Raw genomic sequence first — 26,695 nt, 5'->3', positions numbered from 1 at the left:
GCCGGCCGGTTGTGGATTTCGCGCGTGGGCAATTGGGCCTCGCGGCAAGCGGCCGGCTTGCTGGCGGATGTTGCGCGGGGCAGCCGGCGCGCCAAGACGCTGCGCAAAAAGAATTTGTCGAACGTGGCGGCCGCTGTTAAGGTCGCGGCAACGAAAATTCGAGACAGCGCCTGCTGCGGCCCGAAACGGCCTTGCGCGGCGCGATAGGCAGAAACGTGAACGACCCCGACCGCGGCCTTGGGCCGTCCGTATCAGGGGCGCAGGGCACGGGCGGAGAGGCAAGACCGAAGCGGTCGCGCCGCCGCAAGGGAAAGGAAAAGCGGGCTCAAAATCCGTCCTCCGGCTCCCTTACCCCGCGCAACGGCGACACCGGCCGCAACGGCCAGGAGCCACGCCCCCACCAGAGCACGCAGGATGGCGATGCCGTCCGCAAGCGCAAGCGTCGTCGCCGCGGCAAGGGCGGTGCAGCCAAGCCGCAACAGCTTCCGTCCGAGACCGAACGCGTCGCCGCGCCCGTTGCCGAACAGGCGGGGCAGGGCCGTACCGGTCGCGACAGGCGGCATCAGGGGCGGGGCCTGCAGGGCCGGCCGCTCAAGGGGCCTGAAAAGACGCCCGAATTCGTGGCATCGGCGGGAAAACCGGCGCAGGCGCAGCAGCAAGGTCCGTCCAAGGGGCCGAGTCACGGCCAGAATCAGGGCCATCAACCGGGTCAGGATCGGGGCCAGCGCTACGGTCACCCGCATGGCGCACCGAGGGGCGGCCATCCGCACGGACGCGACCCTGCGGCGGGCGGCCTGGCGCGCAGCGAACCGCGCCTTGACGACGCACCGCTCTATGCGGCCCTCGATCTCGGCACCAACAATTGCCGGCTGCTGGTCGCCCAGCCGACCCGTCCCGGCCAGTTCCGCGTCGTCGATGCCTTTTCGCGCATCGTCCGGCTGGGCGAGGGGCTTGCCGCCAGCGGGCGGCTCTCCGAGGATGCGATGGACCGCTCGATCGAGGCGCTGAAGATCTGCGCGGCGAAGCTGAAGAGTCGCGACATCCGTCGCAGCCGCCTGATCGCCACCGAGGCCTGCCGCCGGGCGGAGAACGGCGAGGCGTTCCTGGCCCGCGTCCGCGCCGAGACCGGGCTCGACCTCGAGATCATCAACCGGGAGACCGAGGCGCGGCTGGCCGTATCCGGCTGCTCGTCGCTGGTCGGTCGCGAGACGAAGTCGGTGGTGCTGTTCGATATCGGTGGCGGCTCGTCGGAAATCGCGGTGATCCGCATCGACGACAACCGCTCCAACCGGCTCGCCAACCACATCACCCACTGGACCTCGCTGCCGGTCGGCGTCGTCACCCTGTCGGAGCGCCACGGCGGCCGCGACGTCACCCCCGAGAGCTTCGCCGCCATGGTGCGCGAGGTCGAGGGCATGCTGGCGGACTTCGATTGCCCCGCCCATGGCGGCCGCGAGGCGCCGGATTTCCACCTGATCGGCACCTCCGGAACGGTGACGACGCTCGCCGGCGTCCATCTCGACCTGCCGCGCTACGACCGCCGCCAGGTGGACGGCGTCTGGCTGCTCGATGCGGAGGTCAGCGCCATGCAGGCGCGGCTTCTGTCCTGGGACTTTTCCGCCCGCGCGGCCAATCCCTGCATCGGTCCGGACCGGGCCGACCTGGTGCTTGCCGGCTGCGCCATCCTGGAGGCGATCCGCAACCGCTGGCCGTCGCGGCGCATGCGCGTCGCCGACCGCGGACTGCGCGAGGGCCTCCTCACCGACATGATGGCCGACGACGGTGTCTGGCGGCGCGGCCGCCACCGTCGCCAGAACCGCAGCGGCTTCCGCCACCCCGGCCGGCCGGAGGGACAACAGACATGACGAAGCCACCTGCCGGCGGCAGCCGGACCGGGCGAAAGCTCGGCCAGAAGGTCAAGAAGGGCAAGCTGAAGGCGTCCTCGCGGCGCTGGATCGAGCGTCACATCAACGACCCCTACGTCCAGCGCGCCCGCCTCGAGGGCTATCGCGCGCGCGCGGCCTTCAAGCTTCTGGAGATCGACGAGAAGCACAAGATCCTCGACGGCGCCAGGCGCATCATCGACCTGGGGGCCGCTCCTGGCAGCTGGTCGCAGATCGCCGCCAAAATGACCAATTCCACCGATGCCGACCCGCGCGTCGCCGCCATCGATTTCCTCGAGATGGACCCGCTGCCCGGAGTGCGGATCCTGCAGATGGACTTCCTCGATCCGCTGGCGCCGGAGAAGCTGAAGGAGGCGATCGGTGGGGCGCCGCAACTGGTCCTGTCCGACATGGCGGCGCCGACGACCGGTCACCGCCAGACCGACCATATCCGCACCATGCACCTCTGCGAGGTCGCGGCCCATTTTGCAGTCGAGGTGCTGGCGGACGGCGGGCATTTCCTCGCCAAGACCTTCCAGGGCGGCGCGGAGCGCGAGCTGCTCGCCATGCTGAAGCAGAATTTCCGCCAGGTCATCCATGTCAAGCCGGGGGCCTCGCGCGCCGAATCGGTCGAGATGTTCCTGCTCGCCAAGGGCTTCAAGGGCCGCAGGCCGGTATTGGAGGACGATGCGGCGGAGGCGGACGCCTGATGCTGCTCTACGTCACCGTCGGCACCAACGACCTCGATCGGGCCGGCCGCTTCTACGACGCGGTGCTCCCGCTTCTCGGCTATCGCCGCCAGAAGCAGGCGGAAGGGGAGATCGGATACAGCGCGGACGGCGACGTGCGCTGCCGGTTCTGGATCGTCGAGCCGTTCAACCGCGAGCCGGCCACCTACGGCAACGGCGTCACGATCGCCTTCGACGCGCCGAGCCGGGCGGCGGTGGACGATTTCCATGCGGCCGCGCTGGCCCATGGCGGCACGGACGAGGGCGCGCCGGGGATCCGGCCGTTCCATCCCGATTTCTACGCCGCCTTCGTTCGCGACCTGGACGGCAACAAGCTTTCGATCGTCTGCGAGCGTCCGGAGCCGGCCGGCGTTACTTGACGCCCGCGACCTCCTCCCGCGATGCCACCCGGTGCCCCGAGACGGCCGCGCCCGCATTCTTGGCCATCGTCAGGAACGGGATGACCGCCGCCAGCGTCAGCACCGAGATGATCATGAAGGCGATGTGGAAATCGCGCAGCTGAAGTGCTGTGCCGGTGATCATCGTCTCGACTTCCAGGATCGTGCCGGCGACCGCCACGCCGAGCGCGAGGCTCATCTGCTGCAGGACCGCGCTCATCGAGGTGGCCTTGCTGGCGTCCCTGTCGGAAATATCGGCAAAGGACAGCGCATTGACGCTGGTGAAGAAGAACGAGCGCGCGAAGCCGGCGAGAAGCAGCACGAACGATCACGACCACGGGCGTCGCCGGCGTGAACAGGCCGTTGACGAAGGTGAGGATGGCGCCGGTGATGCTGGCGACGATCAGCGTGGTCCGGAAGCCGGTGCGGCTGAGGACGCGCCGGGCGAGGAACTTGGTGATGATCGCCCCGACCGCGCCGGTAAACGTGATCAGGCCCGATTGGAACGGCGTGAAGCCGAAACCGAGCTGCAGCATCAGCGGCATCAGGAACGGAACGGCGCCGATCGAGATGCGAAACAGCGTTCCCCCGATCGCAGCCGCCCGGAAGGCGCTGTCCTCGAACAGTTTCAGGTCCAGCACCGGCCGTGGATGGCGCCGGGCATGGCGCAGGTAGAGGTATCCGCACAAAAGACCGAACGCGGTGGTGGCGAAGCCGATTTCCGGCGGCAACGCCGGCAGGCTGATGACGGACAGGCCGAACATGGTGCCCGCGGCCGCGACCGCGGCCAGCAGGAAGCCCTTGAAGTCCAGCGGGCCGGGTGGCGCGGATTCCACCTCAGGCAGGTAGATGCCGGACAGCACGTAGCCGACAATGCCGACCGGCACGTTGATGAGGAAGATCCAGTGCCAGGAGAAATAGGTGGTGATGAAGCCACCGAGCGGCGGGCCCGCCAGCGGTCCGACGAGGGCAGGGATCGTCAGCGTCGCCATGGCCGAGACGAGCTCGCTGCGCGAGGTGCTGCGCACCAGCACGAGGCGGGCGACCGGCGTCATCATCGCCCCGCCCATGCCTTGGATGAACCGCGAGACGACGAAGGCGATGAGGCTGTCGGAGACGGCGCAGAGGATGGAGCCGATGATGAAGACGACCATGGCCAGCCGGAAAATGCGCTTGGCGCCGAAGCGGTCTGCCATCCAGCCGCTGAGCGGAATAAAGATCGCGAGCGCCACCATGTAGGTCGTCAGCGCCAGCTTGAGCGTGATCGGGCCGACGCCGAGGTCATGGGCGATGGCGGGAAGCGACGTCGCGATGACGGTCGAATCCATCTGCTCCATGAAGAGGGCAACGGCGAGAATGAGGGGAACGATACGGCTCATGACGACGGATTTTGGACGACGGCCTGGACGGAACGGAAGCAGGACCCAGCCGATGACGGTGGGCGACCGGGCGGGCAGGCGCGCCTGCGATCGGCACGCTTGTGCGCCTGCTTCGCCGCAGTGTCAAACGCCTGCCTTGGTCGCGGTTTCACAAACCCGTGATGGTGGTGCCGTCATTCGTGAGGGGAGGCGGCGTTCGTTTCGTGCCATGATCCCGCGCCGCCTGCGCGAAATGCGGCGATGGGCGGGCAGGCCCGGGCTGGCGGGAGGATTGGCATGGCAACGGACATCACACGCAGATCGCTCCTGCAGGCGGCCGGCATCGGCACGCTGGCAGCTCCCTTCGTCCTGAACAGCTCCGTGGTCCTCGCGGCCTCGGAAACGGAAGCAAAAATGACAACATCCCCCGTCGAGACCAGAAGCTTCAAGCTCGGCACGTTCCGCGTCGCTGTCATCCGCGACGGCATGCGTGCATCCGGTGCGCCCAGCGAGACCTTCGGCACCAACCAGTCGCCGGAGGCGGTCGCCGCCCTGTTGACGGAGAATTTCCTGCCGACGGACAACTTCGTCAACAGCTTCGCGCCGACGCTGGTCGATACCGGATCGGAGGTCGTGCTCTTCGACACCGGCCTCGGCGAGGGCGGGCGCGAAGGCGGCCTCGGCCGGCTTGCGGAAGGCCTGAAGGCGCTGGGCTACACGCCGGAGCAGGTATCGGTGGTCGTCATCACGCATATGCACGGCGACCATATCGGCGGCTTGACGGAAGGGGATGCCCCGGCGTTCCCGAACGCCCGCTACGTCACCGGCAGGACCGAATACGACTTCTGGGTCAGCCCGGACCGGGTCGGCACCGGCGCAGAGCAGGGCCACAAGGGCGTGCTCGCCAAGGTCAAGCCGCTCGCCGAGAAGATCACCTTCATCGAGGATGGCGGCGAGGTGGTTCCGGGCGTGACCGGCATCAACGCCTTCGGCCACTCTCCGGGCCACATGATCTTCCGGATCGAATCGGACGGCAAGCCGCTGGTCCTGACGGCCGACACCGCCAACCACTACGTGCTGTCGCTGCAGCGTCCCGACTGGGAGGTGCGCTTCGACATGGACAAGGCGGCCGCGGCTGCGACCCGCAAGAAGGTGTTCGACATGGTCGCCACCGACAGGCTGGCCTTCGTCGGCTACCACATGCCCTTCCCGGCGGTGGGCTTTGCCGAAAAGGGCGCCGAGGGCTATCGCTTCGTCCCGGCCAGCTATCAGTTCGACCTCTGAGGCCAGGTGGAGCCATGCGAACCGGCCCGGGAGCGATCCCGGGCTTTTTGCTATTTCCAATCCGTCACGAACGTGTTACGAGCCCTCGCCAACTTCCAAGACTTATCTTGCAAGCCACCAGGCGGACCATTCCCAAGGGGTCCCCTGGACCGTAGCTTGTTCACCGAAGGGATTTGGCCATGGCGCGCATCATTGAAACCGCAACCGGACTGGAAGCACTGACGTTTGACGACGTGCTGCTGCAGCCCGGCCACTCCGAAGTCATGCCGGGGCAGACGAACATCGCCACCCGCATCGCCAGGGACTTCGACCTTAACCTGCCGATCCTCTCGTCCGCGATGGACACCGTCACCGAGGCGCGGCTGGCGATCGCCATGGCCCAGGCCGGCGGCCTCGGCGTCATCCACCGCAACCTGACGCCGGCCGAGCAGGCCGAGGAAGTCCGCCAGGTCAAGAAGTTCGAGAGCGGCATGGTCGTCAACCCGGTGACGATCGGCCCCGACGCCACGCTCGCCGATGCGCTGGCCCTGATGAAGGCGCACGGCATCTCCGGCATCCCGGTCGTCGAGAACGCCAAGGCCGGCGTCGCCGGCCGCCTCGTCGGCATCCTCACCAACCGCGACGTGCGCTTCGCTTCCGATCCCAAGCAGAAGATCTACGAGCTGATGACGCGGGAAAACCTGATCACGGTGAAGGAAAGCGTCGACCAGCAGGAAGCCAAGCGGCTGCTGCACAAGCACCGCATCGAGAAGCTGCTGGTGGTCGACACCGACGGCCGCTGCGTCGGCCTGATCACCGTCAAGGACATCGAGAAGTCGCAGCTGAACCCGAACGCCTCCAAGGATGCACAGGGCCGCCTTCGCGCCGCCGCTGCGATTTCCGTCGGTGACGACGGCTTCGAGCGCGCAGAGCGGCTGATCGATGCCGGCGTCGACCTCATCGTGGTCGATACCGCGCACGGCCATTCGCAGCGCGTTCTCGACGCCGTCAGCCGCGTCAAGAAGCTCTCCAACTCGGTTCGCATCATGGCCGGCAACGTCGCCACCGCGGACGGCACGAGGGCGCTGATCGATGCGGGCGCGGATGCGGTCAAGGTCGGCATCGGCCCGGGGTCGATCTGCACCACGCGCATCGTCGCCGGCGTCGGCGTGCCGCAGCTCGCCGCCATCATGGCCGCCGTCGAGGCGGGCCAGGCGCAGGACGTCCCCGTCATCGCCGACGGCGGCATCAAGTTCTCCGGCGACCTCGCCAAGGCGATCGCCGCCGGCGCCTCGGCGGTCATGGTCGGCTCGCTGCTAGCCGGCACCGACGAGAGCCCGGGTGAGGTCTTCCTCTACCAGGGCCGCTCGTTCAAGGCCTATCGCGGCATGGGCTCTGTCGGCGCGATGGCGCGCGGCTCGGCCGACCGCTATTTCCAGGCGGAGGTCCGCGACACGCTGAAGCTGGTCCCGGAAGGGATCGAGGGGCAGGTGCCCTACAAGGGGCCGGTCTCGGGCGTGCTGCACCAGCTCGCCGGCGGCCTGAAGGCCTCGATGGGCTATGTCGGCGGCCGCGACATCAAGGAGTTCCAGGACCGCGCCACCTTTGTGCGCATCTCTGGCGCGGGCCTGCGCGAAAGCCACGCCCATGACGTGACCATTACCCGCGAGAGCCCGAACTATCCGGGCTCTGTCGGCTGATCGACTGACGGGACCTTCCGCGGAAAGAAGCCGTTGGCGCGGCGGTCGTCGGTCAGATCGACGGCCGCCGTCGCATTTCTGCGACAGGCGCGAAGACACGTTTGACCGAGGTCAACTTCCCTCTATGGCGCATTGGCCATAGTGTTTCGGGTACCCCCGGCGTGGCCGGCGGCGCCAGCGACAGGCGGCCGCCGCCCCGTGCGATCCGCCTGGGCAAACGGAAACACCCGCGCCGGCGGGGCACTCCGACCGGCACGGCACGCAAGGGAAGGGAAGGGAGAATGGCCATGGCAAGCAGGATGAAAGCAGCCGTCGTACGGGCGTTCGGCAAGCCGCTGACGATCGAGGAAGTGGATGTTCCCGAGCCCGCCCCGGACCAGATTCTGGTGAAGTACGAAGCGACCGGCGTCTGCCACACCGATCTCCACGCGGCAAAGGGCGACTGGCCGGTGAAGCCCAACCCGCCGTTCATTCCCGGGCACGAGGGCGTCGGCTATGTCGCCAAGATCGGCGCCAAGGTCAGGCGCGTGAAGGAGGGCGACCGCGTCGGCGTGCCGTGGCTGCATACCGCCTGCCGCTGCTGCAGCTACTGCAACACCGGCTGGGAGACGCTTTGCGCCGAACAGCAGAACACCGGCTATTCCGTCGACGGCACCTTTGCCGAGTTTGGCCTGGCCGATCCGGCCTTCGTCGGCCACCTGCCGGCCAATCTCGAATTCGCACCCGCGGCCCCGGTGCTCTGCGCCGGCGTCACCGTCTACAAGGGGTTGAAGGAAGCAGAAGTGAAGCCGGGCGAATGGGTGGTGGTCTCCGGTATTGGCGGCCTCGGCCACATGGCGGTGCAATATGCCAAGGCGATGGGCATGAACGTCGTCGCGGCCGACCTCTTCGAGGACAAGCTGGCGCTCGCCAAGAATCTCGGCGCCGACCTCGTCGTCGACGCGCGCAAGCCCGATGCGGTCGCGACCGTGCAGAAGGAGATCGGCGGCGTCCACGGCGCGCTGGTCACCGCCGTCTCCCCCAAGGCCATGGAGCAGGCCTACGGGTTCCTGCGCTCGAAGGGCACGATGGCGCTCGTCGGCCTGCCGCCCGGCTTCATCTCGCTTCCTGTGTTCGATACCGTACTCAAGCGGATCACCGTGCGCGGCTCGATCGTCGGCACTCGCCAGGATCTGGAGGAGGCGCTGGAGTTTGCAGGTGAGGGCAAGGTCGCGGCGCATTACTCCATGGACAGGATCGAAAACATCAACGCGATCTTCGAGTGCATGGAGCAGGGAAAGATCGACGGCCGCATCGTCCTCGGGCTCGGTTCCTGAGGCGCGACGCGTCCTCCGCGCCGGCGTGGAGGTGGCGCCGGCGGGCTGCAAGGCGCGCGCGACCCGATATCACGCGTTCGTGATAGGGTTGCCTTCGAAATGCTGCGCCTGTTGACTTATCCTTCCTCGCCGGAACCTGCGCCGGGCAGGCGTCAACGAACGGGAGGACGGGGTCATGGAACGCATGCCGAAGATCACCCAGGCGATGATCGACGCCTATGACGAATACACGCACCTGACGCTCGACCGTCGCCGCTTCATGGAGCGGCTGACGGCGCTGGCCGGATCGGCCGCCGGTGCCGCAGCGATCGCGCCGCTGCTGGCCGCCAACAGCGCCAGCGCCCAGATCGTCGCCGAAAGCGACACGCGGCTGACCACGGAGGAGGTGACCTGGGCGGCACCCAAGGGGCAGATGCGTGGCTATATCGCCCGGCCGAAGGACGCGCAGGGCCAGCTCGGCGGCGTCATCGTCATCCATGAGAACCGCGGCCTCAACGCGCATATCCGCGACGTGGCGCGGCGCATGGCGCTCGAGGGCTTCGTGGCGCTCGCCCCCGATTTTCTCTCGCTGGAAGGCGGCACGCCGCCCGACGAGGACAAGGCGCGCGAGATGTTCGGCAAGCTCGACCGTGCCGTGACCGTCGAGAACGCGGTCGCCACCGTCGCCTACATGTCCGAGCTCGACTGGATGAACGGCAGGGTCGGCGCGATCGGCTTCTGCTGGGGCGGCGGGCTGGTCAACCAGCTGGCCGTCGCCGACCCGAACCTCAAGGCGGCCGTCGCCTACTACGGCGCCCAGCCGCCGGCCGAGGGCGTGGGCGGCATCAAGGCGGCGGTCATGCTGCACTATGCCGGCCTCGACGAGCGCATCAACGCCGGCATCGACGCCTACAGGAAGGCGCTCGACGACGCGGGTGCGACCTACGAACTGTTCCTCTACGAGGGCGTCAACCACGCCTTCAACAACGACACCTCGGCCGCCCGCTACGACAAGGCCGCAGCCGAACTCGCCTGGCAGCGCACGGTCGAGTTCCTGAAGAAGAACCTGAACGGATAGCCTGCTTTCCGGCGACGCGCAGGACCGGGAGGTTCTTGCAATGCAGGGGCGGTCCGGCTAAAGAACACGCGCGCAGGACGACCTGCGCCTTGAAACGTTCCGGGGACGGCCCCGCATCTCGCAATCGGGATCAACGGGCCGCCGGAATGAACACGTTCCCCAATTCAGAATTTTCACCAGGTTCGCGATCCGTAAGCGCGCCGCGGCGCGCAGGCGTCGTCGCGTGCATGCATCCTCGCGCCCGCAGACTGTCGAAGGAAAGTCATGGCCGGTCCCATTGAACAATTTGAAGTCAACCCGCTGGTGAACCTCGGCATCGGATCCCTGGACCTGAGCTTTACCAATGCGTCCGCATACATGGTGGCAACGGTCGCCATAGCCAGCGGCTTTCTGGTCCTGGCGACGGCGAAGGGGCTGATTGTTCCCGGGCGCTGGCAATCCAGCGCCGAAATGCTCTACGAGTTCGTCGCAAAGACGCTGAGGGACAATGCCGGAGAACAGGGCATGCGCTTCTTTCCGCTGGTGTTCTCCCTCTTCATGTTCATCCTCGTGGCGAACCTGATCGGCATGTTTCCCTACGCCTTCACCGTCACCAGCCATATCGTCGTCACCGCCGCGCTCGCGGGCATCGTCTTTGCGACCGTGACCCTTTACGGGCTCTTCCGGCACGGCCTCGGCTTTCTTCGGCTTTTCAAACCGGCCGGCGTGCCCGCGATCCTGGTTCCGATCATCGTGCCGATCGAGATCATTTCCTACATGTCCCGGCCGGTCAGCCACTCCGTGCGTCTGTTCGCCGTCATGCTTGCGGGGCATATCACGCTGAAGGTGTTTGCCGGCTTCGTCGTCGGCCTCGGCGGGTTGGGGACCCTTGGGGTCGTCGCAGCCATCATGCCGCTGCTGATGACTGTGGCGATCACGGCGCTGGAGTTTCTGATGGCGCTAATCCAGGCCTACGTCTTCACCATGCTGGCCTGCATGTACCTGAACGACGCGCTGCATCCCGGACATTGAAGAAGGCCGCAGCGCAGGGCCATCCGCGTCCCGGTGGGCACCGCGATGACACGCCTAAAGCAATTCCAGCAAAAGTGGGAACCGATTTTGCGTCTGGAATTGCGTAAAACCAAGGAGATAGAGCATTGCCGGCGATTCAATAATCGTCGGAAATGCTCTAGGCGAGACCGCGCAGGAGCGTGGGGATCAGCTCCGAAACCGTCGGATGGATCGGGACCGACCATTCGAGGTCGCGGTAGCCGGTCCCGGCATTCATGGCATTGACGATGCCGTGGATGGCTTCGTCTCCCTCGATGCCCAGAATGGCGGCGCCGAGGATCTTTCCGCTCTGCGGATCGGCGACCACTTTCATGAAGCCCTTGGTCTCGTCGCGCTCCTTGGCGCGCCCCACCTGGCTCATCGCCCGCTTTGACACCAGCACCTTGCGGCCGGAAGCCAGGGCCTCCTGCTCGGTCATTCCCACCCGGCCGAGCGGCGGGTCGATATAGAGCGCGTAGGCGGGGATGCGGCTTGAGACTTTGCGATCCTCTCCGTCGAGCAGGTTGGCTGCGACAATCTCGAAGTCGTTGTAGGAGGTATGGGTGAAGGCGCCGTGCCCGTTGCAGTCGCCGAGTGCCCATATGCCGGGCACGCTGGTCGCAAGCTTGTCGTCGACCGTGACATAGCCCTTGCGATCCACCACGATCCCGGCCGCTTCGAGACCGAGATCATCCGTGTTGGGCCTGCGTCCGGTTGCGAGCAGGACATGGCTGGCGTCGATCTCGGTTTCTCCGACGGTTATCCGCGTGCCGCTCCTGCTCCGCGCAAAGGCCGGATGCTCCGCCCCGGTCAGGACATGGATGCCCTCCGCTTCGAGGATCTCGCGGATGGCCCGAGAGACATCCTCGTCCTCGCGTGGAGCGATCCGGGCACCGCGCTCGATCACGGTGACCTCTGCGCCGAACCGCCGGTACATCTGCGCAAACTCCAGGGCGATGTAGCTGCCGCCGACAATGGCCAGATGGCGGGGCAGGGTGTCGAGGCTCAGAATGGAGGTGCTCGTGAGGAAATCGATGCCGTCGAGGCCCTCCATGTCGGGAATTGCGGGGCGGGCGCCGACATTGAGAAAGATCCAGGGGGCGATCATCGGCTCGCCATCGACGCTGAGCCTGTCGCTCGCCTCGAAACGGGCATGGCCGCGGACGATGGTCACGCGCTCCATCTTGCCGAGCCAGTCTTCCAATCCGTTGCGCGCATCCAGGGTGATCCGTTGCGCCCGCCGGCTGACGACCTTCATGTCGACCGTGACGTCGCCAGAAACCCTGACGCCGAAGTCCGCCGCTCGCCGACCGACATGCGCCGCGCGGGCGCTGGCCACAAGCGTCTTCGTGGGCATGCATCCGGCATTGACGCAGGTTCCGCCAAGGAACTTTCGTTCGACGATTGCGACTGTCCTGCCGCCTTCGGCGATGCGTGCGGCAAGCGATGGCCCGGCCTGGCCGGCGCCGACAACAATGGCATCGAACTTTCGCATCAGCCCGCTCCGGAGGATCCGTGCACGACGTCCGGGGCATTGCGCCTCACAGAGGCTTTTCGCCCTTTTCGGCCGCAAGTCGGCGCGAGCATAGCACAACCGCCGCGATCACGCAGCGGTTCACCCGTTCTGTGTCTCCACGCAGGCCAGCACGGCCTGTGCGATCGCGTCGGTTTCCTCCGCACCGACGATTCCCCGGCGCCAGGCGAGCCCGATCTCGCGGGATGGCTGGGGATCGGCGAAGGGGACGATGCGGATCGCGTTGCGCAGCGTCTCGGTGGGCACCGCGATCTCGGGAATCAGCGTCATGCCCATGTCGTGGGACACCATCTGCAGGAGCGTCGCCATCGAGGTGGCGCCGAAATTGACGAGGCTGCGCTTTCCCGCCGTGCCGCAGACGGCAAGCGCCTGGTCGCGCAGGCAGTGACCTTCCTCGAGCAGCAGCAGGCGGTTGGGGTCGACGTCCGATTCCGACAGCGGCGACATCAGCACCTCGCTGTCGTTCTCCGCCATCGCCATGTAGAACCGGTCGCGGAACAGCGGTCGCGTCGAAATCGCCTCGTTGTCGATCGGCAAGGCGGCGATCACGAGGTCGAGCCGGCCCTCGGTGAGGTCGCCGACGAGGCGGTCGGTCACCGCCTCCCTCAGCTCGATCTCGATTGCCGGATGCGCCTTGCGCAGGTGCGGCACCAGCCGCGGCACCAGGTATGGCGCGACGGTTGGGATGATGCCGAGCCGGATCAGCCCGCCGAGGATGCCGTCGCTGCGCCGCGCGGTATGCTCCAGCCGGTCGAGCTCGGAAAGGATCGTGCGCACATGGGCCAGAATCTCCTCGCCCTTGCGGGTCAGCAGCGTGTTGCCGCGGCTGCGCTCGACGAGCTTCGCGCCCAGCGCCTCCTCCATCTCCTTGATCTGCTGGGACAGCGCCGGCTGGCTGACATGGACCAGCTCGGCGGCGCGGCCGAAATGCAGGGTGGCGGCCAGCGCATCGAAATAGCGCATTTGACGAATGGTAGTCATGATAGGATTTTCTTATCAATATTGAATGGAAATACAATTGGAAATTATCTTTCAGGGATGGGACAAAGGCTCGTTAGAACAATTCCAGGAAGGCCGGCTTTCACACGAAAGCCGAAAGCCTGGCCTAGAACGGAGGACGCGCCGCCTTCTCCGTTGGCCGGGCGCCTGTGAAGGGAATGCAAACAGGAGGATCCCATGTCTGATCGCCCTACGATGACCACGACGGCCGGTGCGCCGATAAGTGACAACCAGAATTCGCTGACGGCCGGCCCGCGCGGCGGAATCCTGATGCAGGATTACCAACTGCTCGAGAAGCTCGCCCACCAGAACCGCGAGCGCATCCCCGAGCGGGTCGTGCACGCCAAGGGCTGGGGTGCCTACGGCACGCTGAAGATCACCGGCGACATCTCGAAATATACCCGCGCCAAGGCGCTGCAGCCCGGCGCCGAGACGCCGATGATCGCCCGATTCTCGACCGTTGCCGGCGAACTGGGTGCCGCCGACCACGAGCGCGACGTGCGCGGCTTTGCGCTGAAGTTCTATACCGAAGAGGGCAACTGGGACCTGGTCGGCAACAACACGCCGGTCTTCTTCGTCCGCGACCCCTACAAGTTCCCCGACTTCATCCACACGCAGAAGCGCCATCCGAAGACCAACCTGCGCTCGCCGACGGCGATGTGGGACTTCTGGTCGCTGTCGCCGGAAAGCCTGCACCAGACGACGATCCTGTTCTCCGATCGTGGCCTGCCGATCACCCCGATGCACATGAACGGCTACGGCTCGCACACCTATTCGTTCTGGAACGATGCCGGCGAACGCTTCTGGGTGAAGTTCCACTTCAAGACCCAGCAGGGCCACGAGCACTACACAAACGAGGTGGCCGAGGGCATCATCGGCAAGACCCGCGAGGGCTATCAGGAGGCGCTGTTCGGCGCGATCGAGGACGGCAGGTTCCCGCGCTGGACGGTCCAGGTGCAGATCATGCCGGAGGCCGACGCCGACAAGACTTCCTACAACCCCTTCGACCTGACCAAGGTCTGGCCGCATGCGGACTATCCGCCGATCGACATCGGCGTCATGGAGCTGAACCGCAATCCGGAGAACTATTTCGCCGAGATCGAGCAGGCCGCGTTCTCGCCGTCGAACATCGTCCCCGGTATCAGCCACTCGCCGGACAAGATGCTGCAGGCACGCGTCTTCTCCTATGCCGACGCCCACCGCCATCGCCTCGGCACGCACTACGAGGCGCTTCCGGTCAACGCCCCCCGCTGTCCCGTCCACCACTACCACAAGGACGGGCAGATGAACTTCTTCGGCCAGAAGACCGGCAATGTCGACGCCTACTACGAGCCGAACTCGGTATCGGGCTCGGCCGCCGAACTGCCGTCGGCCAAGGAGCCGCCGCTGGCGATCACCGGCGATGCCGACCGCTACAACCACCGTATCGGCAACGACGACTATTCGCAGCCGCGCGCGCTCTTCAACCTGTTCAACGACGAGCAGAAGGGTCGCCTGTTCTCGAACATCGCCGCAGCCATGGGCGGCGTGCCGGGGGCGATCATCGAGCGCCAGATGGCCCATTACCGGCAGGTGCATCCGGATTACGAGGCCGGCGTGCGCGCCGCGCTGAAGGCCGCGCACGGCTATGAGGCCGATACAATCAGCACGGCGGCCGAGTAAGGCGAGGGCGGTAGAGCCCTGACAAAGTAGAAGATCCTGCCCCGGCGACGGGGCGGGATCGCAGCCTGACGGGACCGGGGTCCCCATCCGACAGCCTGTCGTCCTCCCGGCGCTCGCTGATTTCGCTGTATAAAGCGTCACCCGCCTTGCGGTTGCCCTCACGTCGACGCAATTGCTCGATCCGATCGCACCAGCACCAATCGGGGGACCGCATGCCAGACACATCCAGCAGATTGCGCATCGCTGTGCTTTTCGGCGGCCGCTCCAGCGAGCACGACGTCTCCGTGATGTCGGCGACCAACGTGATGCGGGCGCTGGACCCTACGAGATACGACGCCGTGCCGGTCTTCGTCACCCGCGAGGGGCTGTGGCTGCTCAGCCGGTTCGATGGCGCCGAGCTCACACGTCCCACCGAGGGAACCGAACTCTGCCTCGTTGCCGGCGGGGAGGGGCGGATCGTGGCGATCCCGACCGAAGGCGCGCCGCACGAACTGGCGAAGATCGATGTCCTGTTTCCCGTCCTGCACGGTCTTTTCGGCGAGGACGGCTCCGTTCAGGGGCTGGCGGAGGTCGCGCGCGTCCCCCTCGTCGGCTGTGGCATCCTCGGTTCGGCGACGGCGCTCGACAAGGACATCGCCAAGCGGCTGCTGCTGGAGGCTGGCCTGCCGGCTGCACGCTCGCTGACGATTCGGCAGGACGCGGCTCCGGCCTTCGCGGACGTCGAGGCGGCTCTCGGCCTGCCGGTCTTCATCAAACCGGCCCGGCAGGGCTCGTCCGTCGGCGTGAGCAAGGTCTCGAGTGCCGCGCAGTACGAGGCGGCTCTGACCGAAGGCTTCCGCCATGACCGCAAGCTCCTGGCGGAAGAGTTCGTTCGCGGCCGCGAGATCGAGTGCAGCGTTCTCGAAGACACAGAGGGCGGCCTCTTCGTCTCCCGCCCGGGCGAGATCGTGCCGGCGGAAAGCCACGGCTTCTACAGCTACGACGCCAAGTATGTCGACGAGGCGGGGGCGGCGCTGAAGGTCCCGGCGGAACTGCCGCCGGAGGTCGAGGACAGGATCCGCGAGACGGCGGCCAGAGCCTTCCGCGCCGTCGGCTGCGACGGCATGGCCCGCGTCGATTTCTTCGTCACCGACGACATGGGCTTTGTCGTCAACGAGCTCAACACCATCCCGGGCTTCACCGATATCAGCATGTATTCCAAGGCGATGGCGGCGAGCGGAGTTCCCTATGCCGAGGTTATCGACCGGCTGGTGGCGCACGGCTTGGCGCGCGCCGGGCGTTAGCGTCGGGGCCGCAACGGAATTTCACTGTCCTGAATGCCCCACGATCGGCCTGGCGGGCACAAATGCCGCCGGGCTACGACCGGGAGGCGGCGCGCGGCCGGCTCACCACCCCGGCAGCACATGACCCGGCCGCAGGCGCGGCAGACGGGGGAAGGTCTTGACCTCGGCCTCCGGCAGGTCGTCGTTGACGGCGAGCGGCGAGATGTTGTCGAGGCAGGCGGTGATGTGGCTGGTGATCGCGTTCATCAGCGACGGCGAAAGCCCCGGCCGCTTCATGATGCCGATCTGGACGGGGGCGAGCGGCGGGAAGCCGTCGGCCTGCGTCAGGACCCGCATGCCGGGCCGCAGTGCGGATTCCGGCAGGACGGAGACGGCCATGCCGGCCATGACGGCAGCGGCGACGACGGTCGAGGACCAACTGGTAAAGAGTACCTGGTAGTCGCGGCCGACCGAATCGAGCGCTGCACAGGCGACCTGCCGCCACTGACAGTCGCGCCGGCCGACCGCGAGCGGCACCGGCGCGTTCTCGGGCAGGGGATGGTTGGCCGACATCACCCAGCAGAGCGGCTCGGTGCGGACCACGTCCGATTGGCGCTCGCGCGGATTGTGGGTCACGAGCGCAATGTCGAGCTCGCCCTTGCTCATCTTCTCGGCCAGATCCACCGAGGGCTCGCAGACGATGTAGAGCTCGACGTTGGGATGGGTCTTGGCGAAACGCATGATGATTTCGGGCATGTAGCGGTCGGCATAGTCGTCCGGCGTGCCGATGCGCAGCGAACCCTCGAGGCGGTTGTCGTCGAAGGCGGCGATCGCCTCGTTGTTCAGCCGGATCATCCGCCGCGCGAAGTTCAGCAGCCGGTCGCCCTCCGCCGTCAGCCTGTTGCCGCGGCCGTCCTTCATGAAAAGCTGCTTGCCGATGCGCTCCTCCAGCCGGCGCATCTGCATGGAGACGGCGGACTGGGTCTTGAACACCCGATCGGCAGCCTTGGTGAAGGAGCCGGTGTCGGCAATCGCGACGAAGGTATGCAGCTGATCGATATCCAGCGGAGCGGACATGGCGATGTTCCATCAGAGGGTTTGATAAATACTATTAGAAACATTCGTTGGACTGATCAATGTCATTTTGCGAAAAAGGCCTTGCAGGGTGAACGAACGGTCCGCCGGACGTCGCCCTGGAGGAGTACAGATCCGTCCCGGGCGCGTTCCAGCCGGGAGGGACTTTTTGCAAGACCGAAAACCTTTGCCGCCCGCCGATCCCGGCTGGCGAAACGATTACAGGTGCGCGCATTTTTGCCGTGATGGCGCGTTGCACCGGAAAGGAGAAGTGCCATGCGCACCTTTGACCATCATGTCGACCTCGACCTCGCCGGTTCGCGCCGCCCCGTCCCCTCGCTTTTTGCCCGCTTCCGCCTGTCGGCCGTCCGGATGGTCCGCACATGGCGTAACCGGGTCGCGATCGGCCACCTGAACGAACTCGACGACCATCAGTTGCTGGATATCGGGCTCAGGCGCGGGGACATCGCCGAGGCGATGACCTCGACCTTCTTCGCCGATCCCGGCCTGCACCTGACGATCACGGCGCGCGAACGGGCGCGCAGACACATCCGGAGCGGCCGGACCGACTGAGGTCCCCCTCCAAGCTTCCCCGCAGGGTGAGAGCCAATAACCCTGCCGCTTGCCCGGCGCGCGACCTTCACGGTTCCGCCGGGCTTTTTTCATTCTGGACTGGGTGCCGGCCCCTGGCTGTCACTCCGGGGCTTTCGGGGCCTTCTTCGGCTTCTGCGTGCCGGCCTCGGCCTGCCTGGTCATCGTGTCGAAGATGCCTTCGATGTTCTTCTGGTAGTCCTTCTGCATCTCGAGCCCGGTGTCGAACAGCGTGTTGACGAACTTCGACCAGGAATCGGCCGGCGTCTCGGCCTTCTCCGGGGGCGCATCCGCATCCGGCTTCTTGCCCGACATCGCCCCCATCATGTCGGCAAACGCCTTGGCGAAGGGATTGTCGGCAAAGAGGTCCTGGGTCTCCTTCTTCGGCGCCGTGCCGAAGAAGGCCTGGGTGAAGGGATTGTTGAACGGATTGCTGAAAGGATTGGTCTGCGGCTCCGGCTTCCGGGCCATCCCCGTCGCCTCCATCCATTGCTGCATGGCCGCCAGGAAGGGATTGTCGGCGCCCTGCTGCTGCATGCCGGGGAAGAAGGACGAGGTCGATTGCTTGAACAGGCCGCCCATCAGGGTGTTTGCGACCACCGGCAGCATCTGCTTGTAGATCTCCTGCCCGATGCCGGTCATCTGGGCGGCCTGCGCGGCAATCGCCCGCGACACCTCCTTGGAGCCGAAGAACTGCGAAAGCAGGTCGTTGCCTTCGGCAATGCCCGTCGGCGTGAACGCCTTGGTCATGTCCTCGAAATATTTCGCGTGGTCACCGGAATAGAGCGCCTTCAGGAAGCTGCTGAAATCATAGGGGTTGGCAGTGCTGCGCTTCATCCCTTCCGAGAAGGCCGGCATCAGCGCCGAGATCGCCTCGTTCGCCTGCTGCTGGGCCAGCCCGAACTGCTTTGCCATCACGTCCAGAGCGCTGCCGTTCTGGGCCTTCAGCATCAAGTCGTACAGTGCGATCATCGCCGTTCCCCTTGTCGTCGTGCCGGCGTCGAGCGCCGGTGCATGCGGCTGCATGACCTTGCACTATAACGGCAATAGCGGCGGCGGAAACCGGTTTCTTCCGTGACCGGTCCGGCCGGTCTGTCGCCGGCGACGAACGCTTCAGGACGAACGCATCAGTACTGGTATTCGGCGAAGACCGGCTCGACGGAGCCCTTCCAGCGGCCGTTGTAGAGCGCCAGCATGTCCTCGGCGAGCGTCGCCTTCTTGGCCAGCACCTCGTCCAGCGGCGACAGGAAGACGGTCTCGTCCACGCCGTCGCCGTTGAGATGGGCGCGGGCGGCAAGGCCGGCACGCGAGATCGCGATCACCTCGCGGGCGAGATCCCACAGCGGCTTGCCGCGATGGACCGTAGCGAGGCCCTGTGCCGGCACGGCATCGCGCAGCGCCGAGACTTCCTCGACCGTCCAGTCGCGCGTCAGGTCCTCGGCGGCGGCAAGGGCGGTGTCGTCATAGAGAAGCCCGACCCAGAAGGCCGGCAGCGCACAGATCCGTCGCCAGGGGCCGCCGTCGGCGCCGCGCATCTCCAGGAAGCGCTTGAGCCGGACGTCTGGGAAGAGGGTGGAGAGATGGTTGGTCCAGTCGCCCATGTTGGGCTGCCAGTCGGTGATCTCGCCCTTCAGCGCACCGGCCATGAACTGGCGGAAGGTGATGTGCGTACAATCGTGATATTTGCCGTCGCGGACCACGAAGTACATCGGCACGTCCAGCGCCCATTCGACGTAGCGCTCGAAACCGAAATCCGCAGCGAAGCTGAAAGGGATCAGCCCGGCGCGGTTGTTGTCGGTGTCGCGCCAGATGTCGCCGCGCCAGGAGAGCAGGCCGTTCGGCCGGCCGTCGGTGAAGGGGGAGGAGGCGAAGAGCGCGGTCGCGAGCGCCTGCAGCTTCAGCGACACCTGCATCTTGCGGCGCATGTCTGCTTCGGACGAGAAGTCGAGGTTCACCTGGATCGTGCAGGTGCGGTACATCATGTCCAGCCCCCTGGTGCCGACCTTGGGCATGTAGCGGGTCATGATCTCGTAGCGCGATTTCGGCATGCGCGGGGTTTCGTCCAGCGTCCATTTCGGGCTGCCACCCATGCCGAGGAAGCGGATACCGAGCGGTTCGGCGACCTCGCGCAGCGTCGCCAGGTGCTGGTTCGATTCCTTGCAGGTCTGGTGGAGGTTTTCCAGCGGCGCGCCGGAGAGCTCGAACTGCCCGCCGGGCTCCAGCGAGATCGCGCCGGCGCCGGAGGGGCCGGCAAGCCCGATGATGTTGTCGCCGTCCTCGATCGGTTCCCAGCCCGTCTTCTGCTGCATGCCGGTCAGGAGCGCGGAGATGCTGCGCTCGCCGAAATAGGGAACCGGGCTGTTGTCGGCGGTGAAGAAGACGAACTTCTCGTGTTCCGTGCCGATCCGGAACTGCTCCTTCGGCTTGCAGCCGGAAGCGAGGTATTCGGCCAATTCCGCTGTCGAGCGAACCGGCGTCTGGTCGGTGGTGTCACGGGCCATGGGCGTCTTCTTGTGCAGGTGGGACCCGGCCGCAAGGCCAGGCAGGTGAAGGTGCTTGGACCGTAATTATGTGCGGTGCAAGCAAATTTCTTTCAAGATGCCTTCAAAAAAACAGAAAGCTCTTTTGTCGCAAGCCTTTGACGCGGAATTCCGGGACGTTGGCGCCGGCTGTTCAGTGCCAGTCGCCGACGGTGGCCTGGATCACCGCCATGGCCGCGACCGCAGCCGTATCGGCCCGCAGGATCCGCGGCCCGAGCGGGATCGGCGTGACGAAGGGAAGGCCGCGCAGCAGCGCCCGCTCGGCATCGGAAAATCCACCTTCCGGCCCGACGAGAAGGGCAAGCTTTCGCTCGCCGATTGCCTGGAGAACGGACAGCGGATTCTGGCTGTCATGACCCTCGTCGCAGAAGACGATGCGGCGATCCTGCGGCCAGTCGCGGAGAAGTTCGTCGAGGCGGCGGGGCGGGGCAACCTTCGGAATGCCGAGGATGCCGCATTGCTCGGCCGCCTCAATCACGTTCGCCTCCAGCCGCTCCAGGCTGCCGATCTTTCCCTGCACGTGCTGGGTCATGACCGGCTGCAGGACGCCGGCGCCCATCTCGACGGCCTTCTGTACGAGATAGTCGAGACGGCCGACCTTGAGCGGTGCGAAGAGATAGTGCAGGTCGCTCGCCGCCGGCTGCGGGCGGGACTGCTCGGCCACGGTGAGAAGCAGCCGCTTTCGGGTGGGATAGGAGACGTCGGCCGTCCATTCGCCGTCGCGCCCGTTGAAGACGAGCAGTCGCGTGCCGTCCTCGGCCCTGAGCACGTTGGCGAGATAGTGGAAATGCTCCTTGGAGACCTCGAACGAGGACCCGGCGACAAGGTCTGCCTCCACGAACAGCCGCTGCATGCGATAGTTGGCCCGCATTGTCTTCTCCCGTCAGCCGAACAGGGCGTGGAGGATGGTGAACAGGATCGCCGCCACGATCGCAGTGACCGGCACGGTGACGATCCAGGCCGCGATGATGGTCATGAAATGCGAGCGGCGCACCAGCCGGCGCCGCCTGATCTCGTACGGGTTGCGCTCCTCCATGTCCTCCGGGCTGACGATGCCGCCACGCCGGCGGATGTATTCGAGGCGGCGCGGGGAATTCTTCGTATACCATTCGCGCAGGAGGCCGACGCCGAAGACCGAGCCGACAGCGATATGCGTCGAACTGACCGGCATCCCGAAGGCGGAGGCCAGAAGGACCGTGGCGGCGGCCGAGAGCGCCACGCAATAGGCCCGCATCGGATTGAGCTTGGTGATCTCCTTACCGACGAGGTCGATCAGTTTCGGCCCGTAGAGCAGCAGCCCGAGCGAAATGCCGAGCGCGCCGATTAGCATCACCCATTGCGGCAAGACGTTGTCGAAACCCGTTTCCATGGTGCGGGTGGCATGCACGATGGCGGCGAGCGGCCCGATGGCGTTGGCCACGTCGTTGGCGCCGTGGGCAAAGGACAGCAGCGCTGCGGAAACGATCAGCGGCACGCGGAACAGCTTGCGCAGCGACTGGTTGCGGTTTTCCAGTCCGACCGATTGCCGGGCAATCACCGGCACGCTGACGACGTAGGTCAGTCCGCCGATGGCGAGCCCGACCAGAAGGCAGGCGACGAGCCCGAGGCCCATGATGTGGTCGAGCGGGCTGAACACCAGATAGGCGGCGAAGCTGCCGCTCATGATCGCGATCAGCACCGGCACCCACCGCCGCGCCGCCTCGATCTTGTCGTCGCGGTAGATGATCGTTTCCTTGATGAAGTACAGCGTCCCGGCCGCCACGACCCCGCCGAGCAGCGGCGAGACCACCCAGCTCGTCGCAATGCCCGACATCAGTCTCCAGTTCACCGAATCCGGGCCGGCGGCGGCGATCCCGACACCCATGACGGCGCCGACGATGGCATGCGTGGTCGAGATCGGCGCGCCGATCCAGGTCGCGACGTTGATCCAGACGGCGGCCGCGAGCAGTGCGGCGAGCATGGCCCAGACGAGCGTCGCAGCGGGCATCGAGGTAGGCGCGACGATCCCCTCGGAGATAGTGGAGACGACATCGCCGCCGGCGAACACCGCCCCCAGCGTCTCGAAGATGGCCGCGATCACCAGTGCGGCGGCCATCGTCAACGCGCCCGAGCCGACGGCGGGGCTGACGTTGTTGGCGACGTCGTTGGCGCCGATGTTCATGGCCATGTAGGCTGCGAGTGCCGCGCCGGCGACGACGATGGCAGCCCCCGGCTGGTCGATCACATAGGAACCGGCGACGATCATGGCGAGCGCCAGGAAGATGAAGCCGATCCCCGGCGCGATCAGCCCCCGCGACACGAACTGCGTCGCCGCCTCGACCCGCGTCAGCTTGTCGAGATCCTTGTCGAGTGTCGGCTTGCCCAGCCGCTTGGGGGTATTTTCCATCCGATGCTCCAGCGTCACGGTGGCACTAATGCCTCAGGATCGCGAGAGCAATAAGATGGGGCGATCAGGCCCGCGCATTTTTCGCAGGCGCGGCCTGGTGCCGGGCCTTCCAGTCCCGCTCGAAATGGACGAGCAGGGACTTCAGGCCGGGTTCGGCCACGCGTTCGGCGGCCTCGGACGGGCTGACCCATTCCAGCCGGCGTTCGTCCTTTTCGGGAAAGTTCTTGCAGAGGTCGTCGACCTCCAGCGCATAGACGTGCACCTTGCAGGGCACCGTCATCCCCTGCGCCAGTCCCTTTTCATACATGTAGTAGCCGACCGGTTCCTTGTGCACCTTGCCCTTGACGCCGGCCTCTTCATAGGCCTCGCGCTCGGCAACGGCATAGGACTCCCGGCCCTGCATCGGCCAGCCTTTCGGGATGACCCAACGGCCGGTGTCGCGGCTGGTGATCAGCAGCACCTCGAGCGCGTCGAGCTTCTTCCTGTGCCGGTAGCACAGCGCTGCATACTGCAGGCGCGCAGGCCGCCGGAACATCAGACTCACGTCGCTGGCTATACGGTGCACGAGGTTCAATTTCTTCTTCATTCCTTCCAGCTTCACGCGGGCTGATTCGGGTTCCGTCTCGATCGAAGTATGAAAGCTTTTGCAGCCCTGTAAACCGGCCGCGGTGGGCGAAGGCCCTGCGATAGCGACAAATATGGGCCAAATGGCGGTGGTGCTACACGCTTTTTGCGGAAGCGTTGCGCTGCTGCATCCTGAGTTGGGAGATACGCTGCCATTCGCCGGTCCGCTCGGCCTCGCGGATCGCGCCGGCGATATGGTCGATATGCGCCTGCGCGGCCGCCTTGGCAGCGGCCGGATCGCCGCCGACGATGGCCTCGCAGATCGCCTCATGCTGACGGAGAAGCTGCAGCCGCGCCTCTTCGGAGGCGAAGACGAGATGGCGATGGAAGAAGATCCCCTGTTCCAATAGCCGGTAGCAGGAGCGCAGCGTGTGCAGCAGGATGATGTTGTGCGCCGCCTCGCCGATGGCGTTGTGCAGGTCGACATCGGCGGCAAGCTCGTCCTCGAACCGGCCGCTCGCATGCGCCCGGCGCATGTCCTCGAGGATACCGACCAGCATCTTCCGGTCGAGGTCCGTCGCGCGCTGTGCGGCAAGCTCCGCGGTGATGCCCTCCAGTGCGCGGCGATACTCCAGGTAGTCGATCGTGGCGCGCTGGTGGCGGGCAATCAGCTCGACCACGGGCCTGGAAAAGACCTGGCCGATGATGTCGGTCACATAGGTGCCGCCGCCGTGGTGGCTGACGAGCAGGCCGCGCGTCTCCAGTTCCTTCAGCGCCGCGCGCAGGATCGGGCGGGAGACGTCGAGGCGCTGCGAAAGCTCGCGCTCGCCCGGCAGCCGGTCGCCGTCGCGCAGGATGCCTTCGAGCAGCAGAAGCTCGATCTGTCGCACGACCTCGTCCGCCGTGCGGCTGTGGCTGACGCGCGCGAAGAGATCGAAATCGGGGCGGGTCGGGACGCTTTCCATGCGCTGAGGATAGCAGCCGCCGGTAACTGGTCAATAAACTTGTCCAGCTGCGCGATGAGGGGCGAAGAATGAATGGCCTGTAAATTCGTGGGGGATGCGTCACTGCGCCCTTTGCAGCGCTGAATTGTCGTTTAAGCTGAACATGCAAGCATGCGCCAGGAGGGGACGATGCGGAGATGAAGAACGGAAGCTTCGCGTTTCCGCCGGCGGCCCAGCGCGCACAGGCGCTCGGCGAGATCCACGCAAGGCCCTATACGCTGGTGGCCTCGCCGCGCGTGATCTTCCAGCTGGCGTTTTTGACCGAAGGGGGGACTGCGGTCGATCATGCGGTGCTGGCGGAACTGTCGCGTTCGCGCGGGGTATCGCCGCCGGCGCGCGACGCCAACCACCACGCCATGGGCTGGGGGCAGGGGACGCTGCGCTGGGAGCGCCATACCGAGTTCTCGACCTATTTCTGGGACAGTCCGGCGCCTGCGAAATTCGGCGAGGTGGTGCCCGTCCATCCCTTCGGCGACAGCTTCTCCCCGCCCGGCACGCTGATCGCCGGCATCCGCCTGGAGCTTCGCCCCGACACGCCCGAGACGCGCGAGGCGATCAGCGTCTTCGATCCCACCAGCCTCTGCTACAGCGACGTCAAGGACGGGCAGGCGACGATCGTCACCGACTTCCGCCAGAACGGCGACGGGTTGACGCAGATCCTCGTCATCGACCGCGGCATGACGCCCGCCGGCCGCGGCGCGCTGGTGCAGCGCCTGCTCGACATCGAGACCTACCGGACGCTCGCCATGATGGGGCTGCCGCTCGCCCAGTCGCTCTCGCCGGAGATCCGCCGCATCGAGGACGGGCTGACGGCCGTGACCCAGCGGATGAAGCAGCATGCGCGCGACGAGGCCGATTCGATGCTCGCCGAGATCACCCGGCTCGCCGCCGAGCTCGAGGCCAATGCCGCGCTCAGCCTCTACCGCTTCGGCGCCAGCCGCGCCTATTACGGCATCGTGCAGGAGCGCATCCGCACGCTGGCGGAGGTGGCGATTCCCGGCCACGAGACGCTCGGCTTCTTCCTAGAGCGCCGTCTCGCGCCGGCGATGCGCACCTGCCAGTCCGTCGAGGAGCGCCAGGCCAACCTGTCGCGCAAGCTCGCCCGGGCGACCTCACTCCTGCGCAGCTGGATCGACGTGGAACTGGAGCAGTTGAACGCGACGCTGCTGAACTCGATGGACCGCCGCGCGAAGCTGCAGTTGCGCCTGCAGCAGACGGTCGAGGGGCTGTCGGTCGCGGCGATCTCCTACTATGTCGTCGGCCTGTTCGGCTACGTCGCCAAGGCCCTGCACGACCTCGGCCTGCCGGCCAAGCCGGAGACGCTGACGGGCCTGTCGGTTCCGGTCGTCGTCTTCGGCATGTGGCTGCTGGTCCGCGCGATCCGCCGCCGCCATGCGGAGGAGGACGCGCATTGAACCTTAAAGGGCGTGTTCCCAGTAGGGTGTCGGGCCGTAGAGCTCGGCCAGATAGTCGATGAAGACGCGAACTTTGGCGGGCAGGAACTGCCGGCTGGCATAGATCGCCGAGAGCACGACGTTGCGCGAGCCCTCGTATTGCGGCAGCACCTGCACCAGCCGGCCGTCGCTGAGCTCGGCGCCGATGTCCCAAGTCGAGCGGAGCGCGATCCCCATGCCGGCGATCACCGCCTCGCGCACCACCTCGCTGGAATTGGTGACGAGCATTCCCTGCGGCCGGTAGATCACCGTACCGTCCGGTCCCTCCAGTCGCCAAGCGTCCTGGCTGTGCGGCGGGATGCAGACGTGGCCGGCAAGGTCGCCGATCGATTGCGGCGCTCCGTGGCGCTCCAGATAGGAGGGCGCGGCGGCGAGCACGCGCCGGACCGGAGCGAGCCTGCGGGCGACGAGCGAGGAATCCTGCAGTTCGCCGATCCGGATCGCGAGATCGAAACCCTCGCCGACGATGTCGGAGAAATCGTCGGTCAGGACGAGGTTGACGACGAGTTCCGGATTGGCTTCCATGAAGCCGTTCAGATGCGGGGCGATGTGCATCCGCCCGAAGGATGTGGGCGCGGAGATCCGCAAACTCCCCTTCATCGCCGACGCGCGGCCGGAGACGAAGGCTTCCGCATCCTCGATGCCGGCAAGGATGGCGACGATGCGCTCGTGAAAGCCCTGTCCGGCTTCCGTCAGCGAGATCTGCCGGGTGGTGCGCTGGAGGAGCCGCGTGCCGAGCCTTTCCTCCAGCCGCTTGATTCGCTTGGAAACGACCGCCGGCGACAGCCCCAGCGTCCGCCCCGCAGCCGACATGCTGCCGGTGGCGACGACGCGCGAGAATATGTCCAGATCACCCAGGTCCGTCACAAATGCGGTCCATTTTCGCCCTAGTG

General features: G+C 66.3%; 22 protein-coding genes and 1 pseudogene. 12 read left to right on the top strand and 11 right to left on the bottom strand.

Translation table 11 applies throughout. The features are described 5' to 3' along the window. Positions 1 to 215: 215 nt before the first annotated feature. Genes LQK81_RS20585 through LQK81_RS20575 form a run of 3 tightly spaced genes read left to right on the top strand, consistent with a single transcriptional unit; the run spans position 216 to position 2,991 of the window. Positions 216 to 1,865 (top strand): Ppx/GppA phosphatase family protein, encoded by a 1,650-nt coding sequence (locus LQK81_RS20585; RefSeq protein WP_230808261.1) that lies wholly within the window; start codon positions 216 to 218, stop codon positions 1,863 to 1,865. Further along, positions 1,862 to 2,593, top strand: a complete 732-nt coding sequence (locus LQK81_RS20580) for an RlmE family RNA methyltransferase (protein WP_230808260.1) — start codon at positions 1,862 to 1,864, stop codon at positions 2,591 to 2,593. The genes LQK81_RS20585 and LQK81_RS20580 overlap by 4 nt, the downstream gene beginning before the upstream one ends. After that, the gene (locus LQK81_RS20575; protein WP_230808259.1) at positions 2,593 to 2,991 is read left to right on the top strand and encodes a VOC family protein; all 399 of its coding nucleotides are present in this window, start codon (positions 2,593 to 2,595) and stop codon (positions 2,989 to 2,991) included. The genes LQK81_RS20580 and LQK81_RS20575 overlap by 1 nt, the downstream gene beginning before the upstream one ends. On the opposite strand, the pseudogene LQK81_RS20570 reads toward LQK81_RS20575, so the two are convergent. Continuing rightward, positions 2,984 to 4,388 (bottom strand): annotated as a pseudogene (locus tag LQK81_RS20570) (DHA2 family efflux MFS transporter permease subunit). The gene LQK81_RS20575 and the pseudogene LQK81_RS20570 sit on opposite strands and share 8 nt — an antisense overlap. Before the next feature lie 276 nt (positions 4,389 to 4,664). On the opposite strand from LQK81_RS20570, the gene LQK81_RS20565 reads away from it, so the two are divergent. The 5 genes from LQK81_RS20565 to LQK81_RS20545 all read left to right on the top strand — a co-directional run bounded on the left by LQK81_RS20565 (position 4,665) and on the right by LQK81_RS20545 (position 10,714). Then, a complete protein-coding gene (locus LQK81_RS20565; protein WP_230808258.1) occupies positions 4,665 to 5,651 on the top strand; it encodes an MBL fold metallo-hydrolase in 987 nt (328 codons plus the stop codon). Positions 5,652 to 5,830: 179 nt separating this feature from the next. Then, positions 5,831 to 7,330, top strand: a complete 1,500-nt coding sequence (gene guaB / locus LQK81_RS20560) for an IMP dehydrogenase (protein ID WP_230808257.1) — start codon at positions 5,831 to 5,833, stop codon at positions 7,328 to 7,330. 287 nt (positions 7,331 to 7,617) lie between these two features. Next, positions 7,618 to 8,646, top strand: coding sequence for an alcohol dehydrogenase AdhP (gene adhP, locus LQK81_RS20555; protein WP_230808256.1), 1,029 nt, complete (start codon positions 7,618 to 7,620; stop codon positions 8,644 to 8,646). Between the two features lie 175 nt (positions 8,647 to 8,821). Then, the gene (locus LQK81_RS20550; RefSeq protein ID WP_230808255.1) at positions 8,822 to 9,703 is read left to right on the top strand and encodes a dienelactone hydrolase family protein; all 882 of its coding nucleotides are present in this window, start codon (positions 8,822 to 8,824) and stop codon (positions 9,701 to 9,703) included. 264 nt (positions 9,704 to 9,967) lie between these two features. Beyond that, positions 9,968 to 10,714: a F0F1 ATP synthase subunit A gene (locus LQK81_RS20545; protein WP_230808254.1), complete on the top strand. Its 747-nt coding sequence runs from the start codon at positions 9,968 to 9,970 to the stop codon at positions 10,712 to 10,714. A 157-nt stretch (positions 10,715 to 10,871) separates the two neighbouring features. Here LQK81_RS20545 and LQK81_RS20540 read toward each other — a convergent pair whose 3' ends face one another. Both LQK81_RS20540 and LQK81_RS20535 read right to left on the bottom strand, forming a co-directional pair. Beyond that, a complete protein-coding gene (locus LQK81_RS20540; RefSeq protein ID WP_230808253.1) occupies positions 10,872 to 12,227 on the bottom strand; it encodes an FAD-containing oxidoreductase in 1,356 nt (451 codons plus the stop codon). Positions 12,228 to 12,347: 120 nt separating this feature from the next. Beyond that, positions 12,348 to 13,247, bottom strand: a complete 900-nt coding sequence (locus LQK81_RS20535) for a hydrogen peroxide-inducible genes activator (protein ID WP_230808252.1) — start codon at positions 13,245 to 13,247, stop codon at positions 12,348 to 12,350. Positions 13,248 to 13,442: 195 nt separating this feature from the next. On the opposite strand from LQK81_RS20535, the gene katA reads away from it, so the two are divergent. Together katA and LQK81_RS20525 are read left to right on the top strand one after the other, a co-directional pair. Continuing rightward, positions 13,443 to 14,927: a catalase KatA gene (gene katA, locus LQK81_RS20530; protein WP_230808251.1), complete on the top strand. Its 1,485-nt coding sequence runs from the start codon at positions 13,443 to 13,445 to the stop codon at positions 14,925 to 14,927. 212 nt (positions 14,928 to 15,139) lie between these two features. Further along, complete coding sequence (locus LQK81_RS20525) at positions 15,140 to 16,210, top strand: D-alanine--D-alanine ligase family protein (protein WP_230808250.1); 1,071 nt, start codon at positions 15,140 to 15,142, stop codon at positions 16,208 to 16,210. 102 nt (positions 16,211 to 16,312) lie between these two features. Here the strand turns inward: LQK81_RS20525 and LQK81_RS20520 are convergent, their stop codons facing one another. Further along, positions 16,313 to 17,266 carry a LysR substrate-binding domain-containing protein gene (locus LQK81_RS20520; protein WP_230808249.1) on the bottom strand — a complete coding sequence of 318 codons (954 nt, stop codon included), beginning with the start codon at positions 17,264 to 17,266 and terminating at the stop codon, positions 16,313 to 16,315. 273 nt (positions 17,267 to 17,539) lie between these two features. On the opposite strand from LQK81_RS20520, the gene LQK81_RS20515 reads away from it, so the two are divergent. Beyond that, positions 17,540 to 17,836, top strand: coding sequence for a DUF1127 domain-containing protein (locus LQK81_RS20515; RefSeq protein ID WP_230808248.1), 297 nt, complete (start codon positions 17,540 to 17,542; stop codon positions 17,834 to 17,836). 120 nt (positions 17,837 to 17,956) lie between these two features. Here the strand turns inward: LQK81_RS20515 and LQK81_RS20510 are convergent, their stop codons facing one another. The 6 genes from LQK81_RS20510 to LQK81_RS20485 form a co-directional block, all read right to left on the bottom strand. Next, entirely contained in the window at positions 17,957 to 18,826 is an 870-nt protein-coding gene (locus tag LQK81_RS20510; RefSeq protein WP_230808385.1) for a DUF937 domain-containing protein, read from the bottom strand. 155 nt (positions 18,827 to 18,981) lie between these two features. After that, a complete protein-coding gene (locus tag LQK81_RS20505) occupies positions 18,982 to 20,355 on the bottom strand; it encodes a glutamate--cysteine ligase (RefSeq protein ID WP_230808247.1) in 1,374 nt (457 codons plus the stop codon). 172 nt (positions 20,356 to 20,527) lie between these two features. Then, on the bottom strand, positions 20,528 to 21,265 hold the full coding sequence (locus tag LQK81_RS20500) for a 16S rRNA (uracil(1498)-N(3))-methyltransferase (RefSeq protein ID WP_230808246.1): 738 nt from the start codon (positions 21,263 to 21,265) through the stop codon (positions 20,528 to 20,530). A gap of 12 nt (positions 21,266 to 21,277) precedes the next feature. Continuing rightward, positions 21,278 to 22,780: an inorganic phosphate transporter gene (locus tag LQK81_RS20495; protein ID WP_230808245.1), complete on the bottom strand. Its 1,503-nt coding sequence runs from the start codon at positions 22,778 to 22,780 to the stop codon at positions 21,278 to 21,280. 64 nt (positions 22,781 to 22,844) lie between these two features. Beyond that, positions 22,845 to 23,354 (bottom strand): NUDIX hydrolase, encoded by a 510-nt coding sequence (locus LQK81_RS20490; RefSeq protein WP_230808384.1) that lies wholly within the window; start codon positions 23,352 to 23,354, stop codon positions 22,845 to 22,847. Between the two features lie 145 nt (positions 23,355 to 23,499). Next, positions 23,500 to 24,309, bottom strand: coding sequence for a FadR/GntR family transcriptional regulator (locus LQK81_RS20485; protein WP_230808244.1), 810 nt, complete (start codon positions 24,307 to 24,309; stop codon positions 23,500 to 23,502). A 176-nt stretch (positions 24,310 to 24,485) separates the two neighbouring features. Between LQK81_RS20485 and LQK81_RS20480 the strand changes: the two genes are divergently transcribed. Further along, positions 24,486 to 25,763 carry a DUF3422 family protein gene (locus LQK81_RS20480; protein WP_230808243.1) on the top strand — a complete coding sequence of 426 codons (1,278 nt, stop codon included), beginning with the start codon at positions 24,486 to 24,488 and terminating at the stop codon, positions 25,761 to 25,763. A 3-nt stretch (positions 25,764 to 25,766) separates the two neighbouring features. Here LQK81_RS20480 and LQK81_RS20475 read toward each other — a convergent pair whose 3' ends face one another. After that, positions 25,767 to 26,669, bottom strand: a complete 903-nt coding sequence (locus LQK81_RS20475) for a LysR family transcriptional regulator (protein ID WP_230808242.1) — start codon at positions 26,667 to 26,669, stop codon at positions 25,767 to 25,769. Positions 26,670 to 26,695: the final 26 nt, after the last annotated feature.

This window comes from Rhizobium sp. GN54 (assembly GCF_021026345.1).
Lineage (GTDB): Bacteria > Pseudomonadota > Alphaproteobacteria > Rhizobiales > Rhizobiaceae > Mycoplana.
This window is presented reverse-complemented; position numbering and strand designations above follow the sequence as displayed.

Excerpts from the sequence above, each read along its gene's own strand:
- LQK81_RS20565 (WP_230808258.1), top strand. The coding sequence starts at position 4,665 with ATGGCAACGGACATCACACGCAGATCGCTCCTGCAGGCGGCCGGCATC.
- LQK81_RS20510 (WP_230808385.1), bottom strand. The coding sequence starts at position 18,826 with ATGATCGCACTGTACGACTTGATGCTGAAGGCCCAGAACGGCAGCGCT.
- LQK81_RS20540 (WP_230808253.1), bottom strand. The coding sequence starts at position 12,227 with ATGCGAAAGTTCGATGCCATTGTTGTCGGCGCCGGCCAGGCCGGGCCA.
- LQK81_RS20500 (WP_230808246.1), bottom strand. The coding sequence starts at position 21,265 with ATGCGGGCCAACTATCGCATGCAGCGGCTGTTCGTGGAGGCAGACCTT.
- LQK81_RS20505 (WP_230808247.1), bottom strand. The coding sequence starts at position 20,355 with ATGGCCCGTGACACCACCGACCAGACGCCGGTTCGCTCGACAGCGGAA.
- LQK81_RS20485 (WP_230808244.1), bottom strand. The coding sequence starts at position 24,309 with ATGGAAAGCGTCCCGACCCGCCCCGATTTCGATCTCTTCGCGCGCGTC.
- katA (WP_230808251.1), top strand. The coding sequence starts at position 13,443 with ATGTCTGATCGCCCTACGATGACCACGACGGCCGGTGCGCCGATAAGT.
- LQK81_RS20480 (WP_230808243.1), top strand. The coding sequence starts at position 24,486 with ATGAAGAACGGAAGCTTCGCGTTTCCGCCGGCGGCCCAGCGCGCACAG.
- adhP (WP_230808256.1), top strand. The coding sequence starts at position 7,618 with ATGGCAAGCAGGATGAAAGCAGCCGTCGTACGGGCGTTCGGCAAGCCG.
- LQK81_RS20545 (WP_230808254.1), top strand. The coding sequence starts at position 9,968 with ATGGCCGGTCCCATTGAACAATTTGAAGTCAACCCGCTGGTGAACCTC.
- LQK81_RS20580 (WP_230808260.1), top strand. The coding sequence starts at position 1,862 with ATGACGAAGCCACCTGCCGGCGGCAGCCGGACCGGGCGAAAGCTCGGC.
- LQK81_RS20535 (WP_230808252.1), bottom strand. The coding sequence starts at position 13,247 with ATGACTACCATTCGTCAAATGCGCTATTTCGATGCGCTGGCCGCCACC.
- LQK81_RS20550 (WP_230808255.1), top strand. The coding sequence starts at position 8,822 with ATGGAACGCATGCCGAAGATCACCCAGGCGATGATCGACGCCTATGAC.
- guaB (WP_230808257.1), top strand. The coding sequence starts at position 5,831 with ATGGCGCGCATCATTGAAACCGCAACCGGACTGGAAGCACTGACGTTT.
- LQK81_RS20495 (WP_230808245.1), bottom strand. The coding sequence starts at position 22,780 with ATGGAAAATACCCCCAAGCGGCTGGGCAAGCCGACACTCGACAAGGAT.
- LQK81_RS20575 (WP_230808259.1), top strand. The coding sequence starts at position 2,593 with ATGCTGCTCTACGTCACCGTCGGCACCAACGACCTCGATCGGGCCGGC.
- LQK81_RS20520 (WP_230808249.1), bottom strand. The coding sequence starts at position 17,266 with ATGTCCGCTCCGCTGGATATCGATCAGCTGCATACCTTCGTCGCGATT.
- LQK81_RS20525 (WP_230808250.1), top strand. The coding sequence starts at position 15,140 with ATGCCAGACACATCCAGCAGATTGCGCATCGCTGTGCTTTTCGGCGGC.
- LQK81_RS20515 (WP_230808248.1), top strand. The coding sequence starts at position 17,540 with ATGCGCACCTTTGACCATCATGTCGACCTCGACCTCGCCGGTTCGCGC.